Annotated in this window: 16 protein-coding genes; 7 read left to right on the top strand and 9 right to left on the bottom strand. The window is 34.5% G+C overall.

Translation table 11 applies throughout. From position 1 onward, the window contains the following. Positions 1 to 12 precede the first annotated feature (12 nt). From Cop2CBH44_RS08935 to Cop2CBH44_RS08925, 3 genes are all read left to right on the top strand, one after another. Positions 13 to 231, top strand: coding sequence for an immunity 17 family protein (locus Cop2CBH44_RS08935; RefSeq protein WP_055097032.1), 219 nt, complete (start codon positions 13 to 15; stop codon positions 229 to 231). A 35-nt stretch (positions 232 to 266) separates the two neighbouring features. After that, positions 267 to 1211, top strand: coding sequence for a glycosyltransferase family 10 domain-containing protein (locus Cop2CBH44_RS08930; protein ID WP_021930564.1), 945 nt, complete (start codon positions 267 to 269; stop codon positions 1209 to 1211). A 305-nt stretch (positions 1212 to 1516) separates the two neighbouring features. Beyond that, the gene (locus Cop2CBH44_RS08925; RefSeq protein ID WP_021930565.1) at positions 1517 to 2281 is read left to right on the top strand and encodes a BT1926 family outer membrane beta-barrel protein; all 765 of its coding nucleotides are present in this window, start codon (positions 1517 to 1519) and stop codon (positions 2279 to 2281) included. A gap of 68 nt (positions 2282 to 2349) precedes the next feature. On the opposite strand, the gene Cop2CBH44_RS08920 is transcribed toward Cop2CBH44_RS08925, so the two are convergent. From Cop2CBH44_RS08920 to hisS, 5 genes are all read right to left on the bottom strand, one after another. After that, the gene (locus Cop2CBH44_RS08920; RefSeq protein WP_200754670.1) at positions 2350 to 3258 is read right to left on the bottom strand and encodes a DMT family transporter; all 909 of its coding nucleotides are present in this window, start codon (positions 3256 to 3258) and stop codon (positions 2350 to 2352) included. 145 nt (positions 3259 to 3403) lie between these two features. Further along, positions 3404 to 4351 (bottom strand): cysteine synthase A, encoded by a 948-nt coding sequence (cysK, locus tag Cop2CBH44_RS08915; RefSeq protein ID WP_200754669.1) that lies wholly within the window; start codon positions 4349 to 4351, stop codon positions 3404 to 3406. A 172-nt stretch (positions 4352 to 4523) separates the two neighbouring features. Continuing rightward, positions 4524 to 5867, bottom strand: coding sequence for a sulfatase family protein (locus Cop2CBH44_RS08910; RefSeq protein WP_200754668.1), 1344 nt, complete (start codon positions 5865 to 5867; stop codon positions 4524 to 4526). A gap of 32 nt (positions 5868 to 5899) precedes the next feature. After that, a complete protein-coding gene (locus Cop2CBH44_RS08905; protein ID WP_021930569.1) occupies positions 5900 to 6400 on the bottom strand; it encodes a GNAT family N-acetyltransferase in 501 nt (166 codons plus the stop codon). Between the two features lie 7 nt (positions 6401 to 6407). Then, positions 6408 to 7772, bottom strand: coding sequence for a histidine--tRNA ligase (gene hisS, locus Cop2CBH44_RS08900; RefSeq protein WP_200754667.1), 1365 nt, complete (start codon positions 7770 to 7772; stop codon positions 6408 to 6410). A gap of 217 nt (positions 7773 to 7989) precedes the next feature. Here hisS and Cop2CBH44_RS08895 point away from each other — a divergent pair, with 217 nt between their 5' ends. Beyond that, the gene (locus Cop2CBH44_RS08895) at positions 7990 to 8862 is read left to right on the top strand and encodes a nucleoside phosphorylase (RefSeq protein ID WP_055097162.1); all 873 of its coding nucleotides are present in this window, start codon (positions 7990 to 7992) and stop codon (positions 8860 to 8862) included. Positions 8863 to 9239: 377 nt separating this feature from the next. Here Cop2CBH44_RS08895 and Cop2CBH44_RS08890 read toward each other — a convergent pair whose 3' ends face one another. From Cop2CBH44_RS08890 to Cop2CBH44_RS08875, 4 genes are all read right to left on the bottom strand, one after another. Beyond that, complete coding sequence (locus tag Cop2CBH44_RS08890; RefSeq protein ID WP_021930572.1) at positions 9240 to 10415, bottom strand: TolC family protein; 1176 nt, start codon at positions 10413 to 10415, stop codon at positions 9240 to 9242. After that, complete coding sequence (locus tag Cop2CBH44_RS08885; protein ID WP_200754666.1) at positions 10412 to 13501, bottom strand: efflux RND transporter permease subunit; 3090 nt, start codon at positions 13499 to 13501, stop codon at positions 10412 to 10414. The genes Cop2CBH44_RS08890 and Cop2CBH44_RS08885 overlap by 4 nt, the downstream gene beginning before the upstream one ends. Before the next feature lie 21 nt (positions 13502 to 13522). After that, positions 13523 to 14677 carry an efflux RND transporter periplasmic adaptor subunit gene (locus tag Cop2CBH44_RS08880; protein ID WP_200754665.1) on the bottom strand — a complete coding sequence of 385 codons (1155 nt, stop codon included), beginning with the start codon at positions 14675 to 14677 and terminating at the stop codon, positions 13523 to 13525. A 98-nt stretch (positions 14678 to 14775) separates the two neighbouring features. Next, entirely contained in the window at positions 14776 to 15177 is a 402-nt protein-coding gene (locus tag Cop2CBH44_RS08875; protein ID WP_157256082.1) for a DUF6769 family protein, read from the bottom strand. Positions 15178 to 15811: 634 nt separating this feature from the next. Between Cop2CBH44_RS08875 and Cop2CBH44_RS08870 the strand changes: the two genes are divergently transcribed. From Cop2CBH44_RS08870 to Cop2CBH44_RS08860, 3 genes are read left to right on the top strand one after another with little or no spacing between them, the layout of a single operon-like run. After that, entirely contained in the window at positions 15812 to 16627 is an 816-nt protein-coding gene (locus tag Cop2CBH44_RS08870; protein ID WP_200754664.1) for a MotA/TolQ/ExbB proton channel family protein, read from the top strand. 25 nt (positions 16628 to 16652) lie between these two features. Continuing rightward, the gene (locus tag Cop2CBH44_RS08865; protein WP_021930579.1) at positions 16653 to 17270 is read left to right on the top strand and encodes an ExbD/TolR family protein; all 618 of its coding nucleotides are present in this window, start codon (positions 16653 to 16655) and stop codon (positions 17268 to 17270) included. An 11-nt stretch (positions 17271 to 17281) separates the two neighbouring features. Continuing rightward, on the top strand, positions 17282 to 17938 hold the full coding sequence (locus tag Cop2CBH44_RS08860) for an ExbD/TolR family protein (RefSeq protein WP_021930580.1): 657 nt from the start codon (positions 17282 to 17284) through the stop codon (positions 17936 to 17938). Positions 17939 to 17952: the final 14 nt, after the last annotated feature.

The following is a 17952-nucleotide window of genomic DNA, read 5'->3' as shown; positions in this document are numbered from 1 at the left end:
GTTTTGTTGTATATGTCGGTAAGTTCTGTTATTGTAACGACGATATTTTTTTTATTGGGTATACTTTCTTTATTAGCTTCACTTGCTAATTGGGATTGGTTTTTTGCAAGTAAAAACAGCATTATATTTAGTCGTTGGTGGGGAAGGAAAGGAGCTCGAATATTTTATGGGATATTAGGAATTATTATTGTAGGAATGGCTATAATTCTTTGTCTGGATTTTTTTAAGTAATAATTATTCAAGAAAAGCAATACTTCATATCTTTTATGAAAACTATTAAAGTCAAATTTGTTGATTTTTGGAAAGGTTTTGATCCCCGCAATAATTTTCTGATGGATATCCTAAAACAGCGATATCATATTGAATTAAGTGAATCTCCTGATTATTTGATATTTTCTGTATTTGGTTTTACGAATTTGAATTATGAGAGGTGTGTAAAAATATTTTATACGGGAGAGAATCTTACGCCGGATTTCAATATTTGTGATTATGCAATAGGTTTTGATTATTTGTCATTTGGGGATAGGTATATGCGCTTGCCATTATACGCAGTCTATGGTATTGAAAAGTTGGCTTCTCCAAAGGTAATAGATAAAGAAAAAGTTCTCAAACGCAAGTTTTGTAGTTATGTAGTTTCCAATAATATTGGAGCGCCGGAGAGAAGCCGTTTTTTTCATCTTTTGTCTGAATATAAAAAAGTCGATTCTGGAGGTAGGTGGGAGAATAACGTTGGAGGTCCCGTTCCTAATAAATTGGATTTTATTAAGGATTACAAATTTAATATTGCGTTTGAAAATAGTATGTATGACGGGTATACTACAGAGAAAATTATGGAACCTATGTTAGTTAATTCTTTACCTATATATTGGGGAAACAGATTGATAAATAAAGATTTTAATCCAGCATCCTTTATTAATGTTTCTGATTTCCCTTCGCTGGAAGCTGCAGTTGAGCATATTGTTATGTTAGATAATAATGACGATATGTATTTATCTATATTATCGAAGCCGTGGTTCAATGATGAAAATTATTTGGATTGGAAAGCACGTTTTTTTCATTTTTTTGATAATATATTTAATCGGCCGATAGATGAATGCAAATACTTGACTCCTTATGGTTTTTGTAGACATTATCGCAATCAATTACGATCGGCAAGATTATTGAAACAAAGGTTTCGCCAATTAAGGAACCCTTTAAGATGGTTTCGATGATTTTTAATATGATGTCTTTTTATAGTTAAGATTAAAATAATAAAATGTTTTAACGTTAATCAATGGGATGTGTTCTTATTCTATTTATATATTTTATTATATAAATAATAGCAATAAATATTGTGTTAAAATATTTAAAATGCTTTGTACTTTTCTTTATTTACTTAATCTTTGCATCGATTAAATTATAATATATAGTTAAAATATAAAAATCGTAGATATAGAAGCTATATTAAAGGTTGAAACGGCCTATAATTCAATTATACGTTTCAAAATTCCAAAATTATTAACTAAAAAAAATGAGTATGAAAAAATTAGCTCTTGTATTAGCTGTAAGTTTAGTTACATGTGCAAGTTCTTTTGCCCAGTATCAACCAGAAGCTGGGACAGTAACAACTGAAATTCAGTTTAATCCTTTTAACCAGGACGGAGAAAACTTTTCGATTGACGGTTTGAAATTGCGTTATTTCTTTAATGAAAAACACGCTCTTCGTTTGAATTTGGGTTTTGGTGTTGGTTCTAATAAATATTCTGACGATGGAGTAAATGAAACTACTGATGAAAAATGGTCGACAGATCTGAAGTCAAAAACTGGAAACTTTACCTTAGGTCTAGGTTATGAATATCATATAAATGTAGCTCCTCGTTTCTCTGTATATGTAGGAGGTGAAACTGGATTTACTGTAACTACGGCTAAGACTAAAATTAATGGTAAGACCGGTTCTGATGAGACAGATGTAACAATCAAAAACTATTATACAAATGATGTAGAGAATGGAATGGGAAATTTTGACCCGACAGATCCATTTAATGGAATTTCTCCAACAGGAGCTTTCACATATAACTTGCAAGCTTTGACAGGTTTTGACTTTTATATGTATAAAGGTTTATACTGTGGAGCAGAATTTGGTTTACAGTTCCGTACAACTAAATACAAAAATTTAGGTATTGAAGGTAAGGTTGCGGGTACTGATATTAAATCAGAAGATTTTGAAGATACTGCGAAGAGAACAAGCTTGAGCTTGGCATTTAAGGCTGTACCGGCAATTCGTTTAGGATGGAAATTCTAAGATAAACATCTAAAAATATAAAAATGCTTCCTCTCATTATTCTGTGAGGAAGCATTTTTTTTACTGCACTATTGTTTTTTAAGCCGGGATATGATGCTTTCTCCTTTAAAATATATTATTAAAGAACTGACAATGATAAGCATACCAGTTACGGTACTAAATGTCGGGTATTCTCCCTCTAACATGACCCAGCTGAGAATAGCTCCAAGTATTGGATTGATGAGGCGGCACATATTAATGTCGGAAACTTTACTCCCATTAGTTTGTAAGGCTATGAACCAAAAGCTGAAAGCAAAAACGGAAATGAAGACTAGTGTTCCTAAGCATATATAAAAACCGGTAGGTTTTCCTATAAAGCTATGAAATCCCTCAGTCGAAAGACCTATAATATAGATAAATAATCCCCCAAAAAACATTTGGACTGCATTTAGAAATATGGGATTTATTCGTGCTTTATCTTCTGATACAGAAATAGCAGAGTATCCTTGAAAGATGATACTTAAAATAAGTAGTATAATCCCCACTAAACCTTTCCAGTCAAGAGGCTTGCCGTCACTTCCAGTACCAATAATGAGTATAAGGCCGATAAAACTTATAATTAAGCTGATTATTTTATAACAATTTAGCTTATCATTTCTCGCAATTAGATGAGCCAATAGGACATTTATTAATGGTGTCATTCCCATGATTATCGAAGATATAGCCCCACTGACAAAGTCAACTCCCCAGTAAAATGCTGTGTAGCCCATAAACATGTTGATGAATATTAGATTCAAAAATAATTTCCGGTTTTCTAGAATCTCTTTCCACATACTTTTATGCCAGGAATAAATGAATAGAATAATTCCTACAATAGTAAATCGTAATCCGGCAAAATTCATGGGAGTAAAGTCATAACTGAGTCCTTGTTTGATAAATGGATTGACAATGGCCCATAATACTGAAGCCATTATGGCATATAGTAGCCCTTTTTTCATAATGTATATTTGTTGGTTTGAAGATGCAAAGATATAAATAATAACTATAGAGTATTTATATCTCGATGTTGTCCCAAAGAAAATACCATAGAAAGGGTGATAAGGTCCTTTCTATGGTATTTGGGTGTATAGATTTGATGTTGCTTTATAGCGGATATTCTTCGAAGGCGTATAATACGGTAGATAAATATCTTTCTCCGGTATCAGGTAATAATGTTACAATACTCTTATTCTTGTTTTCTGAGCGTTGAGCTAATTGGGTAGCAGCATAAGTCGCAGCGCCAGAGGAAATGCCGACAAGAAGACCTTCTTGTTGGGCCAATTCTCTACTTGTACGTATAGCATCATCATTTTTGACTTTAATAATTTCGTCAACAACAATATTATTGTAAGTTTTAGGAATAAATCCAGCACCGATACCTTGTATTTTATGAGGTCCGGGTTTCCCGCCGGAGAGTACAGGAGAGTCTGCCGGTTCTACTGCAATGATTTTTATATTTGGATTCAATTCTTTCAATCTTTCGCCTACACCACTGATGGTCCCTCCTGTACCTACTCCAGCGACAAATATGTCTATTTGACCATTGGTATCGCGCCAAATCTCTTCGGCAGTGGTTCTTTTATGAATAGCCGGATTTGCAGGGTTTTCAAATTGTTGCAAAATGATACTTTCTGGAGTATTGTTTCGTAGTTCTTCAGCTTTGGCAATAGCACCTTTCATTCCCTCAATTCCTGGGGTGAGTATGATTTCTGCACCTAAAGCTTTTAACAAATTTCTACGTTCGATACTCATTGTATCTGGCATAGTCAGTATCAATTTATATCCTTTTGCTGCGGATACGAATGCTAACCCTACTCCGGTGTTACCGCTTGTTGGTTCTATAATAACGGCTCCTGGTTGTAAATTGCCTGTAGCTTCTGCAGTTTCTATCATAGATAATGCTACTCTATCTTTGACACTTCCTGCGGGATTAAAGTATTCCAATTTTCCGATAATCCGAGCAGGAAGGTTATGTTTACGATTAAAATTGGAAAATTCCAATAATGGAGTATTACCGACTAAGTCGGTTAGTTGTTTTGCTATTTTTGTCATAATGTTCAATTTTTTTATTCTGTATTGTACAAAGGTATGAACCTCTTTAGAAAAATGCAATCACCCCTATAAGGTATTTTTCTACCATATATGTGGTATTTACAAAAGAAAAACCATTTGCCTTCTTAACATTGGAGAAAGACAAATGGTTTTTGTTATGATAAGTAAATCTTTATTTTATTTTAGGAGTTGCATTTTTTAGCTTAGGCACATTATTATTTTCGTGCCATTCATTTAATAATTTACGATGTTGGTCAAGTATGTTCTTATATTTTTCCTCAACAGCAAGATTTATCATTTCACCTCTATCATTGTTCATGTCGTATAGCTGTTCTCTATATTTACCTTTATCATAAACAATATATTTATAATTGCGGGTGCGCACCATCCATCCTTTAGTGGTAGAGTTATCGAATTGAGTTTCACAAACGACATAGTCGTGTATAGGTGTATCAGATATTTTTTCGACTATTGGTTTGAAACTTTTTCCTAAGCAATAATCAGGTATGTCGGCATTTGCAAATTCACAAAGTGTTGGCAATAAATCTATCCCGTTATTTATAAGTTGGTGCGTTATTTTACCTGCATTTTTGTTTTTAGGAAGTTTTACTATGAGAGGTATATTGGTAACTTCCTCATATAATGCAGATTTTTGATTCCAATGATGGGCACCTACACCATCCCCGTGATCTGAAGTAAAAATAATTAATGTATTTTCGCTAAGTTTTAATTGGTCAAGGGCATCAAGGAGTTTCCCAATTTCGGAATCTACATTTTCAACTAAACGATAGTATGCGTTCCTATAACGGCGCCAGTCATCAGGAGTATATCGAGTTACGGGATATCCTTTATAGTTGTTTTCTTGTTCTTGGCGAATGACATCAGCATCGTAAGGGGCAATTGCAAAATTTGCTGGTAGATTGGGACAATCCTCAATATTAGGTTCGGTTATTTCAGCGAAGGGCAGATTCTGACTTCGTGCATATTCACATATATTATGAGGATTATCATAAGCAGCAACTAAGAAAAAAGGTTTGTCGTGCTTTTGTTTTAGAAAGTCAATACAAGATTCAGATAGCCCGTAGTCGTTGTGCCCATACAATTTTTTAAATCCGTGTATTGAGTCCGGAATATCCGATTCAGGAATATGCCATTTCCCTGAATATGCACATTCATAACCTGCAGCTTGAATGAGGTTTCCGAGCCCTTTCCCCATATATTCTTGGGGAATAGATGAGCCATTAACTAATTGCTTCAACTTGCCAGGAGTTACACCTGTGAACATCGCTGCACGAGAAGGAGTACTTAATGGACATGCACAATAAGCATTGGTAAAACGTATACCATTTTGGGCAAGTCGGTCTATATTGGGTGTCTTGACATCTGGGTTACCGGTGCAGCTTAGGGCGTTAGCGGTATGTTGGTCGGTAAAAATATACACAATATTGGGTTGCTTTTGGGCGGATACAATACTGGCCGTTAATCCCAGAGCTCCCGTGATAAGCAGCTTCTTCATATATTTATGTGAAAAATGATTAAGTAAATTAATTATATAGTTATTGACATAATGTAATCATTCATATAATATCCGTTCCCGATAGGAAAATCTCCGCTACGTACTATTGTGTAACCCATATGTTCATAGAACTGTTTTGCTTTATTTGAACGGTTTACATTCAGTTCGATAGTACAAGGGGTATGAGGACAAAGACTTTTTATGTAATTAAAAGCAGTTTCCATTAGAAAACGTCCTGCTCCGGAACCTTGAGCATCGGGGAGTACATAAATTTTCTGTAGATGGAAAAGCTGTTTGTTTTCTTGTTCAATAGAAATATAGCCACAAGGTTTATTATCATTGTAAGCAATAAAGTATTGGTGCTTATCTGGTCCCATCTGTTGGTGGAGGGAGGGAATAGAATACATCATTTCAAACATATAATCCAATTGTTGAGGGGATAATATATTGCCGTATGTATGTTTCCACACTTGGGATGCCAATTGTTGTATTAGACCCGCATCATTTATATCGGCTTTTCTGACAGTAAACATCGTATTGTTATTTATTAATGAATGAAATAATATCTTCTGCAGAGAGTAATTGTTGTTCTCCAGTAATCATATTTTTCAATGTGATTTTGCCAGCTTCGATTTCTGTTTCTCCTACTAAAGCAACATAATTAATTTTTTTTGCATCTGCATATCCCATTTGCTTTTTCATTTTTGCTGCTTCAGGATATATTTCAGCCCGTATACCTGCAGTTCTGAATTGGGCGAGATACTTTATGCATATAGCTTCTTCTGTTTCTCCAAAATTTACAAACATTATCTGAGTGGTTTGTAAAGAATCTTTTGGATATAAATTTAGTTGATTTAATACGTCGAAAATGCGGTCGGCACCAAAAGATATGCCGACACCGGATATTCCCGGCATACCGAATACACCAGTGAGATTATCATATCTGCCTCCACCTGTTATACTTCCTATTTCTACATCTAATGCCTTTACTTCAACGATAGCTCCGGTATAATAGTTCAATCCACGAGCTAGAGTTAAGTCTATTTCTAATCCGGATCGCAAAGGCGAAGTATCGATTTTGTTAAGTATATATTCTAATTCATTGATACCTTTTATTCCTATTTCCGAATTCTTCAATATCTTTTTTAAGGTAGCTAATTTTTCTCGGTTGCTCCCTTTAAGTAGGATGATAGGTTGCAACATGGTGATGGCTTTATCTGGTATGCCTTTTAGGCGTAATTCTTCGTTGACTTTTTCTAATCCTATTTTATCGAGTTTGTCTATGGCTACAGTAATATCTATAATTTTTTGAGTTTCTCCGATTATTTCGGCAATTCCACTTAATATTTTTCTATTGTTTAATTTTATAGATACTCGTATTCCAAATCGATGGAATACTTCATCCATTAGTTGTAGCAATTCAACTTCGTTGAGAAGAGAGTCTGAGCCGACTACGTCTGCGTCACATTGATAGAATTCACGGTAACGACCTTTTTGAGGACGGTCTGCACGCCACACAGGTTGTATTTGGTAACGTTTGAATGGGAAGTTTATCTCATTCCGGTGCATGACAACAAAGCGGGCAAATGGAACAGTTAAGTCATATCGGAGACCTTTTTCACAGAAAGTAGCAGCCAGCTTATTTGTATTTCGAGATAGTAATTCTTCATCATTGGTATTTGAAAGAAAATCTCCTGAATTAAGAACTTTAAAAAGTAATTTATCTCCCTCTTCTCCATATTTTCCCATAAGAGTAGATAAGTTTTCCATTGCAGGAGTCTCAATTTGCTCAAACCCGAAAAGTCGGAATACATCGCTAATTGTATTGAATATATAATTGCGTTTGGCCATCTCTATGGGGGAGAAGTCGCGCGTACCTTTAGGTATGGATGGTTTTGCTGCCATAATTATAGTAGTTTCCGTAAAATGAAATGATAAATTAGTTATTCCTTACTTTTACAAAGATACTATTTTTTTTGTTTTTATTCTATTGACGACTTTAGGAATCGTTTTTACCAAAATTATTCATTAAGATATTTTCTGGTATTGCCAGACTAATGTATCATTCTTTTTTGTATATTCGTCTTCAACATTAGTAAATAACCTAATAGAAAGTATGGCTATGAAACATTTTCCTGAATCAGAATTAATTATCAATCAGGATGGGAGTGCATTTCACCTTCATATACGTCCTGAACAGCTCGCCGACAAAGTAATTCTTGTTGGAGACCCTGGTCGAGTAGATCTTGTAGCTTCTTTTTTCGATATGCGAGAATTTGATATTTCGAGTAGAGAGTTTCATACTATAACAGGAGTTTATAAAGGAAAACGGATAACGGTCATATCTCATGGTATAGGAACAGATAATATAGATATTGTTGTAAATGAATTAGATGCGTTGTCTAATATTGATTTTAAAACTCGCTATGAAAAATCCGAGTTTAGACAACTGACAATGGTGCGTATTGGTACTTCAGGAGGTTTGCAACCGCATGTCCCTGTAGGCACATTTGTCATTTCACAAAAATCTATAGGTTTTGATGGGGTCTTGAATTTTTATGCCGGGCGTAATGCAGTTTGCGATCTTGATTTTGAAGAAGCTTTTTGCCAACATGTAAAATGGAATCCCCTATGGGCAAAACCTTATGTAATTGATGCTGATCCTGATTTGGTAGAACAGATTGGCCGGGGAGAAATGGTAAAGGGGGTTACTATTTCGGCTAATGGTTTTTATGGACCACAAGGTCGTGAATTGAGATTGCCATTGGCAGATAAAATGTTGAACAAAAAAATTGAGTCTTTCAAATATAAAGATGGTCATGTCGTGACAAATTATGAAATGGAGAGTTCCGCATTGGCTGGTTTAGCGAAATTGATGGGGCATAAAGCAATGACCGTATGTATGATTATTGCGAATAGAGTTGCACATAATGCAGATAGCAATTATAAAGATTCAATAGGAGATTTAATAAAAACAGTGCTCAATCGTATTTAAATTAGGTTATCATAAATATAGATAATTAAGAAAAGCGGCTCAGAACTTCCATTGTAAGAATCTGAGCCGCTTTGCCTCTTAATAAGGAAAAGATGTACCTTAATCTACTGCTTTTTGTATTATCTATTTTCTTTTTAGACTTTTGTTTTTGAAGCTTGTTTTTGAGCCTAATCAAAAAATTATAAAATCCAAAAATACCAATAAATGATTGATTTATCTTTCCTTTATTTAATGTTTTCCACCACTTTATCGGTGATGATAAAGAATATACAAAGATATCAAAAAATCAATATAAATATCAAAAATGTTTAAAAATTTTATGTATTTCTTGAATATAATGTTCTGATTGTTATAAGAAAAAAGAAATAAACGGCATTTTATAATTTATATTTATACAATTGTGCTACTAATTTTTGATATTCGCTTTCAAGTTGTATGTAGTTTTCGATAGTTTGATATACCTGGACTGCCTCTACAAAATATTCTGATAAAGAAATTTGACCTTCATTCAGGGCTTTTTTCAGTAAATCCAGTGTATTTTGGGAATTTAATAGTCTTTCGTAGTCCTGTTTTGATTTTTCGAGACTTACCGCTTGAGTATATATTCCCTGTAATGTTGTTTCATTAATCATTCTGGAACTTTCTATTTGCATATTTGTGTATAGGGACATTGCTTTTGCCTGCTTTATTTTATTTTTATTCTCGTACAATGGGATAGAAACTCCAAATGTTATTCCATTCGAGACGTCTTCTCCTGCTTCTCTTTTATACCCTAATTCAAATTTCGGGAGCCATTGAGATTGATTTAGTTTAATTTCTCTTTGTGCTATTTCTTTTTCTTTTTCTAAAGCAATTAAAGATGCATCGGCTGCTAAAGCTTCCACTTTCCAAGTATCAAAATCTGTAGGTAATGTTACCGGTGTGTATGTCGTCCCATTTAAAGTTATTGGTATACCACCATTGAAACTTTGTAATTCTTTTTTTTTGGTTTCAAGAGCAGATTTTGTCCTTCTTGATTCAGTCTGAGTGTTCAATAACTCCATATCTATTCTATTCGATTCCAGAATATTAGCATCTCCTTCCGATACACGTTTCTTATATAGTTCGGATAGTTGTTCTGCATTTTGTAATCGTATATTTTGATATTCAAGTAAACGATTTAAAGCAATTATGTCTATACAGACGAGTTTGGCATCAAGTAAAATAGTTTGTCTTAATTCCCAGTCTTGTTGGTCATAAAGAGAAGATTTTAACTTTACTAATTTGTTACGATTTATATAAACTGTAGGGAAATCGAATCCTTGAGAAATTGTTAATTCCCGACTTGTCCCCAATGTTTTCGGATTACTCCACAGATGGTCATAAGCAATATTCGGATCAGGTAAAGTATTTCCGACAGAAGCTTCTAATTTCTTGGATTGTGAAAGTTGGGTATTTGCTTTTAGAGCTTTATTATTAGACTCTATATTTCTAAGAACTTCTTCAATATTATTTTGAGCTCTTATTCCTATGAGTGTAAAGAATGACAAAAAGATTATGATAAGGCTTTTCATATTTGTTCTTTTTTATGATTTAGATGAAGATAAACAATAGGTATAACAAAAGCGTTTAAAAAAGTAGATGTTATAAGTCCTCCCAATATAACTTTTGCCATTGGACTTTGAATTTCATTGCCAGGCAAATCTCCACCTAAAGCTAATGGTATCAAAGCTAAAGCTGAAGATAATGCAGTCATTAAAATTGGATTCAAACGGTCCAATGATCCGGTCAAGATTGTATCGGTCAAAGAATGTCCTTCGTTTTTTAATTGATTATAATGTGATACTAAGAGCATACCATTACGTGTAGCAATGCCAAATAATGAGATGAACCCTATAATTGCTGGAATACTGATTTCTCCCGTTGTAAATCGTAATATAAATACTCCGCCAATAAGGGCAAGTGGAAGATTTAATAAAATAGTACCGGCTTCTTTTCCATTGCGGAACTCATTATAAAGTAATAGGAAAATAACCAAAATTGATATTATGGAAGTGAATAGTAATGTACGGGATGCAGCTTGTTCACTTTCAAATTGTCCTCCGTATTCGATATGGTAACCTTCTGGTAATTGTATATTATTGTTTATTTTTGCCTGTATGTCATTAACGACACTTCTTAAATCCCTATCTGCAACATTGGCAGATATGACAATTTTTCGTTTTACGTTTTCTCTATTAATAGTATTGGGACCAGAGGAAGATTCTATGTTGGCAACTACAGCTAACGGAACTTTAGTCCCATTGGCATCTATCATTAGCTCTTTTATTTTTTCAATATTATCCCGTTGTGTATCGTTTACTTTTACAGTTAAATCAAAAGTTTTACTTTCTTCATATACTTGAGATACAACTTCTCCGGCCAGTGCAACATTGACAAATTCTGCAAATTCGGGGAGTGAAATTCCAAATTTTGCAAGCATTTCGCGTTTAGGCTTAATTTTCAATTGAGGACGTTCGATTTGTTGCTCTACATTTAAATCGACGACTCCTTTAATATCACTGATAGATGATTTTATCTGATTTCCTAAAGAGAACATACGGTTCAGATCGTCGCCGAATAATTTAATAGCGATTTTTGCCTGAGACCCTGATAACATGGCGTCGATACGATGTGAAATAGGTTGGCCGATTTCTATATTAACTCCTGACAAAGAGCTTAGTTTTTGACGAATGTCAGCAATCAATTCTTGGTGAGAACGGTCTTTTATTTCATAAGGAGCTTCAATTTCAGAGACATTTACACCCAATGCATGTTCATCTAATTCTGCTCGTCCGGTTTTTCTCGCAACTGTTTTTATTTCCGGTACAGATAATAACAATTCTTCTGCCCGTTGCCCGATTTTGTCCGATTCTTCAAGCGATATTCCGGGTAAGGTACTTATATTGATGGTGAATGAACCTTCGTTAAATGGAGGTAAAAAACTGCGACCAAGAGTGAAGAAAAGAGCCAAAGCCACAATAAATAATCCGAGAGTTCCTCCTAAAACAATATTCTTATGGTTGAGAGACCAAATCAAAGATTTTTTATATATGTTTTTTAAAGTTCTGGCTACCCAAGGCTCTTGATTGAGTTTGTCATTTTCTTTTTTATTCCCTAATAAATAACTGCATAGTACTGGTGTCAATGTCAATGCAACTATTGTAGATGCTAATAATGCTATAATAAAAGCTATACCTAAGGGCATAAGCATACGGCCTTCCATTCCTGATAGAAAAAATAGTGGGACGAAACTTACAATGATAATAAGGGTAGAATTTAATATAGGCATCCTGACTTCTTTAGAAGCTTCGAATATAACGTCTATTGCCCGTTTCCGTTCCTTTTCTGGCAATAATTTATTTTCTCTTAGTCTTTTATATACGTTCTCAACATCTACGATAGCATCGTCTACTAAAGAGCCTATAGCAATGGCCATCCCTCCTAAGCTCATCGTATTTATAGTTAAACCCATAAAATGTAAGGTGAGTATTGATACCAATAATGATAGGGGTAGAGCAACCAATGAAATAATTGTCGTTCTAAGATTCATTAGGAACAGAAATAATACGATAATAACGAAAAATGCCCCTTCAAATAACGATTTCTGTATATTATCTATAGAATTATCAATGAAACGAGACTGCCTGAACACATCATTCGAAATATGTACATCAGGTGGCATAGATTTTTGCAAATCGATAATAGATGCATCTAATGCCTTGGTTAAATCTAACGTACTTGTATTTGGCTGTTTGGTAACTGTAACTAAAACTGCAGGGTTCCCTTTTTCAGAAGCTAATCCCAACTTGGGTGCTTTATTCCCTATTTGTATCGTAGCTATATCTTCTAATAGGATAGGGACGTTATTCTCTATTTTTACAATAGATTTGGAAAGCTCTTCTGTGTTATTAGTCGATAGTATTCCTCGAACAATATATTCATTTCCGAATTCGTATAAAATTCCTCCATTAGCATTTTGATTCATATTTCGGGTTACATTCATAACTTCATTTAGGCTTATACCATAGTGTTTCATTCGAGCTGGGTCAAGGAGTATCTGATATTCTTTGATTTCACCACCGATAACGGTAACTTGTGCTACTCCTCCAGTGGAAAGAAGACGTGGGCGAATTGTCCAGTCGGCTAATGTCCTGAGCTCTTGTAATGATGTGGTATCGGATGTAATCCCTAATATCATAACTTCTCCCAATATGGAAGATTGTGGCCCCATGGTCGGAATTCCTGCTGTTTCAGGGAGAATCCCATTCAGAGCGGTAAGTTTTTCAGAAGTTATTTGGCGAGCCCTGTATATATCTGTACCCCAGTTAAATTCTACCCAGACAACGGAAAATCCGGTAGTAGAAGATGAACGTACACGTCTCACATCAGTCGCTCCGTTTACTGCTGTTTCGACAGGAAATGTAACCAAACGTTCTACCTCTTCAGGGGCCATTCCTGGGGCTTCGGTCATGACTACTACAGTAGGGGCGTTAAGGTCGGGAAATACATCTACGTCCATATTTATAGCTGTAAATGTTCCGGCAAATAAGAGAATTATGGATGCTATCAATATAAGTAGACGGTTATTCAGAGAATAACGGATAATTTTATTTAACATACTCTTTTTCCTTTAATGATATTAGTGACTGTGAGAATGACCTTCAGGTATTATATTGCTGTTGGCTGCCAGTTTTATTTGGTAAGCTCCTTCTGTAACTACTCGGTCACCGGCTTTAATTCCTGATAATATTTGTACATCTTTACCATTGTTGTCTCCTATTTGTACTTCCTGCTTTTTGTATCCGTCTTCGTCTAATTGTATATATACGAAATAGGCTCCCTGCTCTTCTGTGAGTGATGTTATGGGGAGAACAAGAGCTTTTTCAATAGGAGCTGATAACAGATATACTTCAACAAATGCTCCCGGGATAATATCGCCTTTGTTATCGAATTCAAAAGTGACAGGAATATAGAATGAGTTGTTACCTGAAGATTTTCCATATGAGACCATTCGTCCGTTTAGTTGGGGGAGCTCATATATTTTATTATCATAAGGGGTTTTGAAATTTGCAGTCCGAATAGTAGGTAATGCTTTATAATTTCGTTCTGATAAATCGGCTCGAAGAATTAATTTTTTGTTTTGAGATATACTTAAAAGAGGTTGTCCCGTTGTTACATAATCACCCTCGTTCACTAATTTATTTTTGATATACCCACTTATTGGAGATATGACTGTTACACCTTTCACTCCTAATCTGTTTCCTGTGGCTTCATATGCAATACGAGCTGTTTCAAAATTTTGTTTAATTTGATTGTACTCTTTTTCGGATATTATTTTATCCTTAATAAGGGAATTAGCTCGTTTCAATTCGGTTTCTGCACTTTCATAAGCAATACGCAATTTTTCCGTTTGGTCTCCGTCTACTATATTTTTAGAAGAAATGGAGGCTAAAGTTGTTCCTGCAGCTACATAACTTCCGTCGACAATTCGAGTTTTGCCAAATGCTATAACTCCAGGAACGGTTGCTACTATAGTACTTTCATCTCCTTGTGCTCCAGAAATTTGCCCGCTTGTTTTTATAATTTGATTAAAATTCTTAGGTTCAATAGTTTCTACTTTGACTCCTGATGCCTGTGCTTTTTCTTTTGGTAGAATAATCTCGTCAGAGTGAGCCTCTTCTGTTTTATGATTGTGGATATCATTGTCTGCTTGATTGGAGTGTGAAGATGTAGAATGGTTACAACTTATTAATATGTAAGCCGATAATATAAGATATAAGAAAATTTTTTCCATTGTGTAATTGATTGTAAATTAGTAATGAGAATATATCAATAGTCTTTGTATCTCGCAGATACAAAAATGTACATACATAATAATTACGTATGTTCAAATTACCCAATGGAATGAGGAGGAGCTCTTAACCCGGAAGAGTGGGATAATAGAATTCCATGTAATTGTTCTACATATACCGAACAATTGAGAAAATCGGTAATGTTGGTTTCTATAGGACCAGTAGGAATTTCTGATAAGTTAAATACTGTCTGTACAGGTTGGATATGAATGCACGAAACATGGCATATGTGGATTCTTTCTGCTTGTTTGAATTTTGCAATACAATTGTCATCGCAAGGTACCTTATGGCAATTTTGAGTATCTGTCGGAACGGATTCTGTAGCAAAAGCTTGTAAACAAAGCATACCGTTGTCGTGATGATGATGAGGTAATACGGCTATTGCCAACATTATAAATGTAGCAAGGCATAAAAAAAATATTGATGATGTATTCCTCTTCATGCCGCAAATATAGTAAACAATCTGGATAATTAATAAAAATATTTCTTGCACCTTTTTTATTTTTAACAACTTGTTTAATATATATTTTCTCTGTTTAGATGGGAGAAATGTAATTGTGACGTTAATTTATTGAATGATTGTAAAATAAGAATTTGCAATTAACATTGTTTTATTATAGCTTTAAAAAAAGTATTGGCTGAATATTTCAATTTAGTGTGTTTTTAACTATAAAAACAATAAAACCGCGGTTTAAAGGGGCATCAAAAAAAAGCACATTATTTTTTTATCTGAAAATATTGTACTACATTTGACGCACAAATGTTTATTGGATTATTGTGCAAACAGGGGATATTCTTATAAAATATCAGGCAGAATACAATTAAAAAGATAAACTTTCGTTTTTCTTATATGATGTAGTATAAAATGTAAAAATGAGAGTTTAATGTTCTGTTTGAAATACACATGAGATACCATGGATGCTGATAATGGATGAAACAAGCGTAAAATTTATATTTAAACTAAAAACAAAAAGACTAAAGCTTCTTAAAAAACGAGGCTTGTTTTGAAAGACGGATTTACAATTATTATCAAACTAATTTAATTTAACAGTCAACCACTTAGAATTTTTTTTATTATGGAAACTAAAAAAACAAAAAAAGTTAAAAGATTTCGTGGCATTGAGTCTGCATTCTTGGTGATCGTAGGATGTTTCATTGTTGCCCTTTGTATTTTTCAATTTGTTTTGGGTAACCCTGACAACTTTATGAATGGAGATCCTTCCGGTCATCCACTGCCTGGAAATATGTTAGGTACTATTTATAAAGGAGGTATCATTGTACCAGTTCTTCAAACTTTATTATTGACCGTATTGGTATTGAGTGTTGAGCGTGCTTTTGCTATCTCTAAAGCTAAAGGAAAAGGTAATCTAACTAAATTTGTTCAGAATATTAAAAATGCTTTAGCTGCTGGTGATATACAAAAGGCTCAGGATCTTTGTGACAAACAAGGAGGTTCAGTTGCTAATGTTGTTACTTCTGTATTGAACAAATATGTTGAAATGGAGGGTAACGATACATTGACCAAAGAACAAAAATTGTCTTATATTCAAAAAGAGGTAGAAGAAGCCACTGCATTGGAACTGCCGAGTTTAGAGCAAAATCTTGCAGTTGTAGCAACTATGACAACTTTAGGAACTTTGGTCGGACTGCTGGGTACTGTGTTAGGTATGATCAAGTCATTTGCTGCTTTGGCTAATGCGGGTGCTCCTGACTCTGTAGCATTGTCTACTGGTATTTCTGAAGCACTTGTAAATACGGCTTTCGGTATCGCAACTGGTGCTTTGGCTGTAATTTCTTACAACTTCTTTACTAGCAAAATCGATAAAATTACTTATTGTATCGATGAAGTTGGATTTACAATTGTCCAAACTTACGCTGCTACGCATAAATAATTAATTAAGAAAGGAACGATTAATTATGCCAAAAGTAAAAGTAAAAAGGAAGAGTACGCTCATTGACATGACCGCGATGAGTGACGTGACTGTACTTTTGCTTACATTCTTTATGTTGACCTCTACTTTCGTGCAGAAAGAACCTGTGCAGGTGGCTACTCCTGCTTCGGTCTCGGAGATTAAGATTCCCGAGATTAATATCCTTCAAATATTAGTCGATCCTCAAGGAAAGATTTTTATGAGCTTGGATAAACAGGAAGATCGGGTAGCGGTATTAGAGGAATTAAGTAAAGAGTACAATGTCAATTTTACTCCTGAACAAGTAAATAAATTTAAACTTATCAATTCGTTTGGAGTTCCTATCAAGCAGATGCCTGCGTTTTTGGATCTTCCTACGGATGATCAGGATCGTTTGTTGAAGGATTATGGTATTCCCATTGATACTACAGCAAATCCTAGTAATGAGTTTAAAGCTTGGGTGAAAGCGGCTCGTGCGCAGAACCCGGATTTGAGAATTGCAATTAAAGCAGACCAAGCGACCCCGTATCCTAATATTAAGAATATCATGACTTCTTTGCAGGATATACGAGAAAATCGTTATAATCTGATTACGACACTTAAAAGCGTACCCGCAGAAAATTAAATTGAACCATTATGGCAGAAGTACAACAAAAAGACTCGGGGGGAAAGAAGGGTAAACAGAAAAAAATGAATATCCGGGTAGACTTTACCCCGATGGTCGATATGAACATGCTTTTGATTACATTCTTTATGCTCTGTACGTCATTGAGTAAACCGCAGACTATGGAAATTAGTATGCCATCCAATGATAAGAAGATTACAGAAGAAGATCAAACTAAAGTTGCAGAATCTCGAGCTATTACGTTAATATTGGGAGAAGATGATAAGGTGTATTATTATGTAGGATTACCCGATTATAATGATTACACATCATTAAAGGTTACAACGTATGATGCTGACGGTTTACGGGCTTTGTTACTTGATCGGAATAGAGATATAGTCGCAAAGATTAAAGAATTGAAGAAAAAGAAGCTCAATAAGGAGATCACAGACGAACAATATGACGAACAGGCTATAGAAATTAAAGGTGTTAAAACTGCGCCTGTTGTTATGATTAAAGCTACTGATGATGCTACTTATAAGAACCTGGTTGATGCTCTTGATGAGATGCAGATTTGTAGTATTAGCAAATATGCTATCGTGGACCTGACAGAAGGAGATGAATTCTTAATTGATAACTTGAAACAAAAAGGAGCCCTGACGGGGCAAATTGATGAATCAAAATTGTAACAAAAACTAATGAC

Origin of the sequence: Coprobacter secundus subsp. similis (assembly GCF_015097275.1) — a bacterium.
Classification (GTDB): Bacteria; Bacteroidota; Bacteroidia; order Bacteroidales; family Coprobacteraceae; genus Coprobacter; species Coprobacter secundus.
The sequence above is the reverse complement of the archived record's forward strand: the minus strand, read 5'-3'. Positions and strand labels throughout refer to the sequence as shown.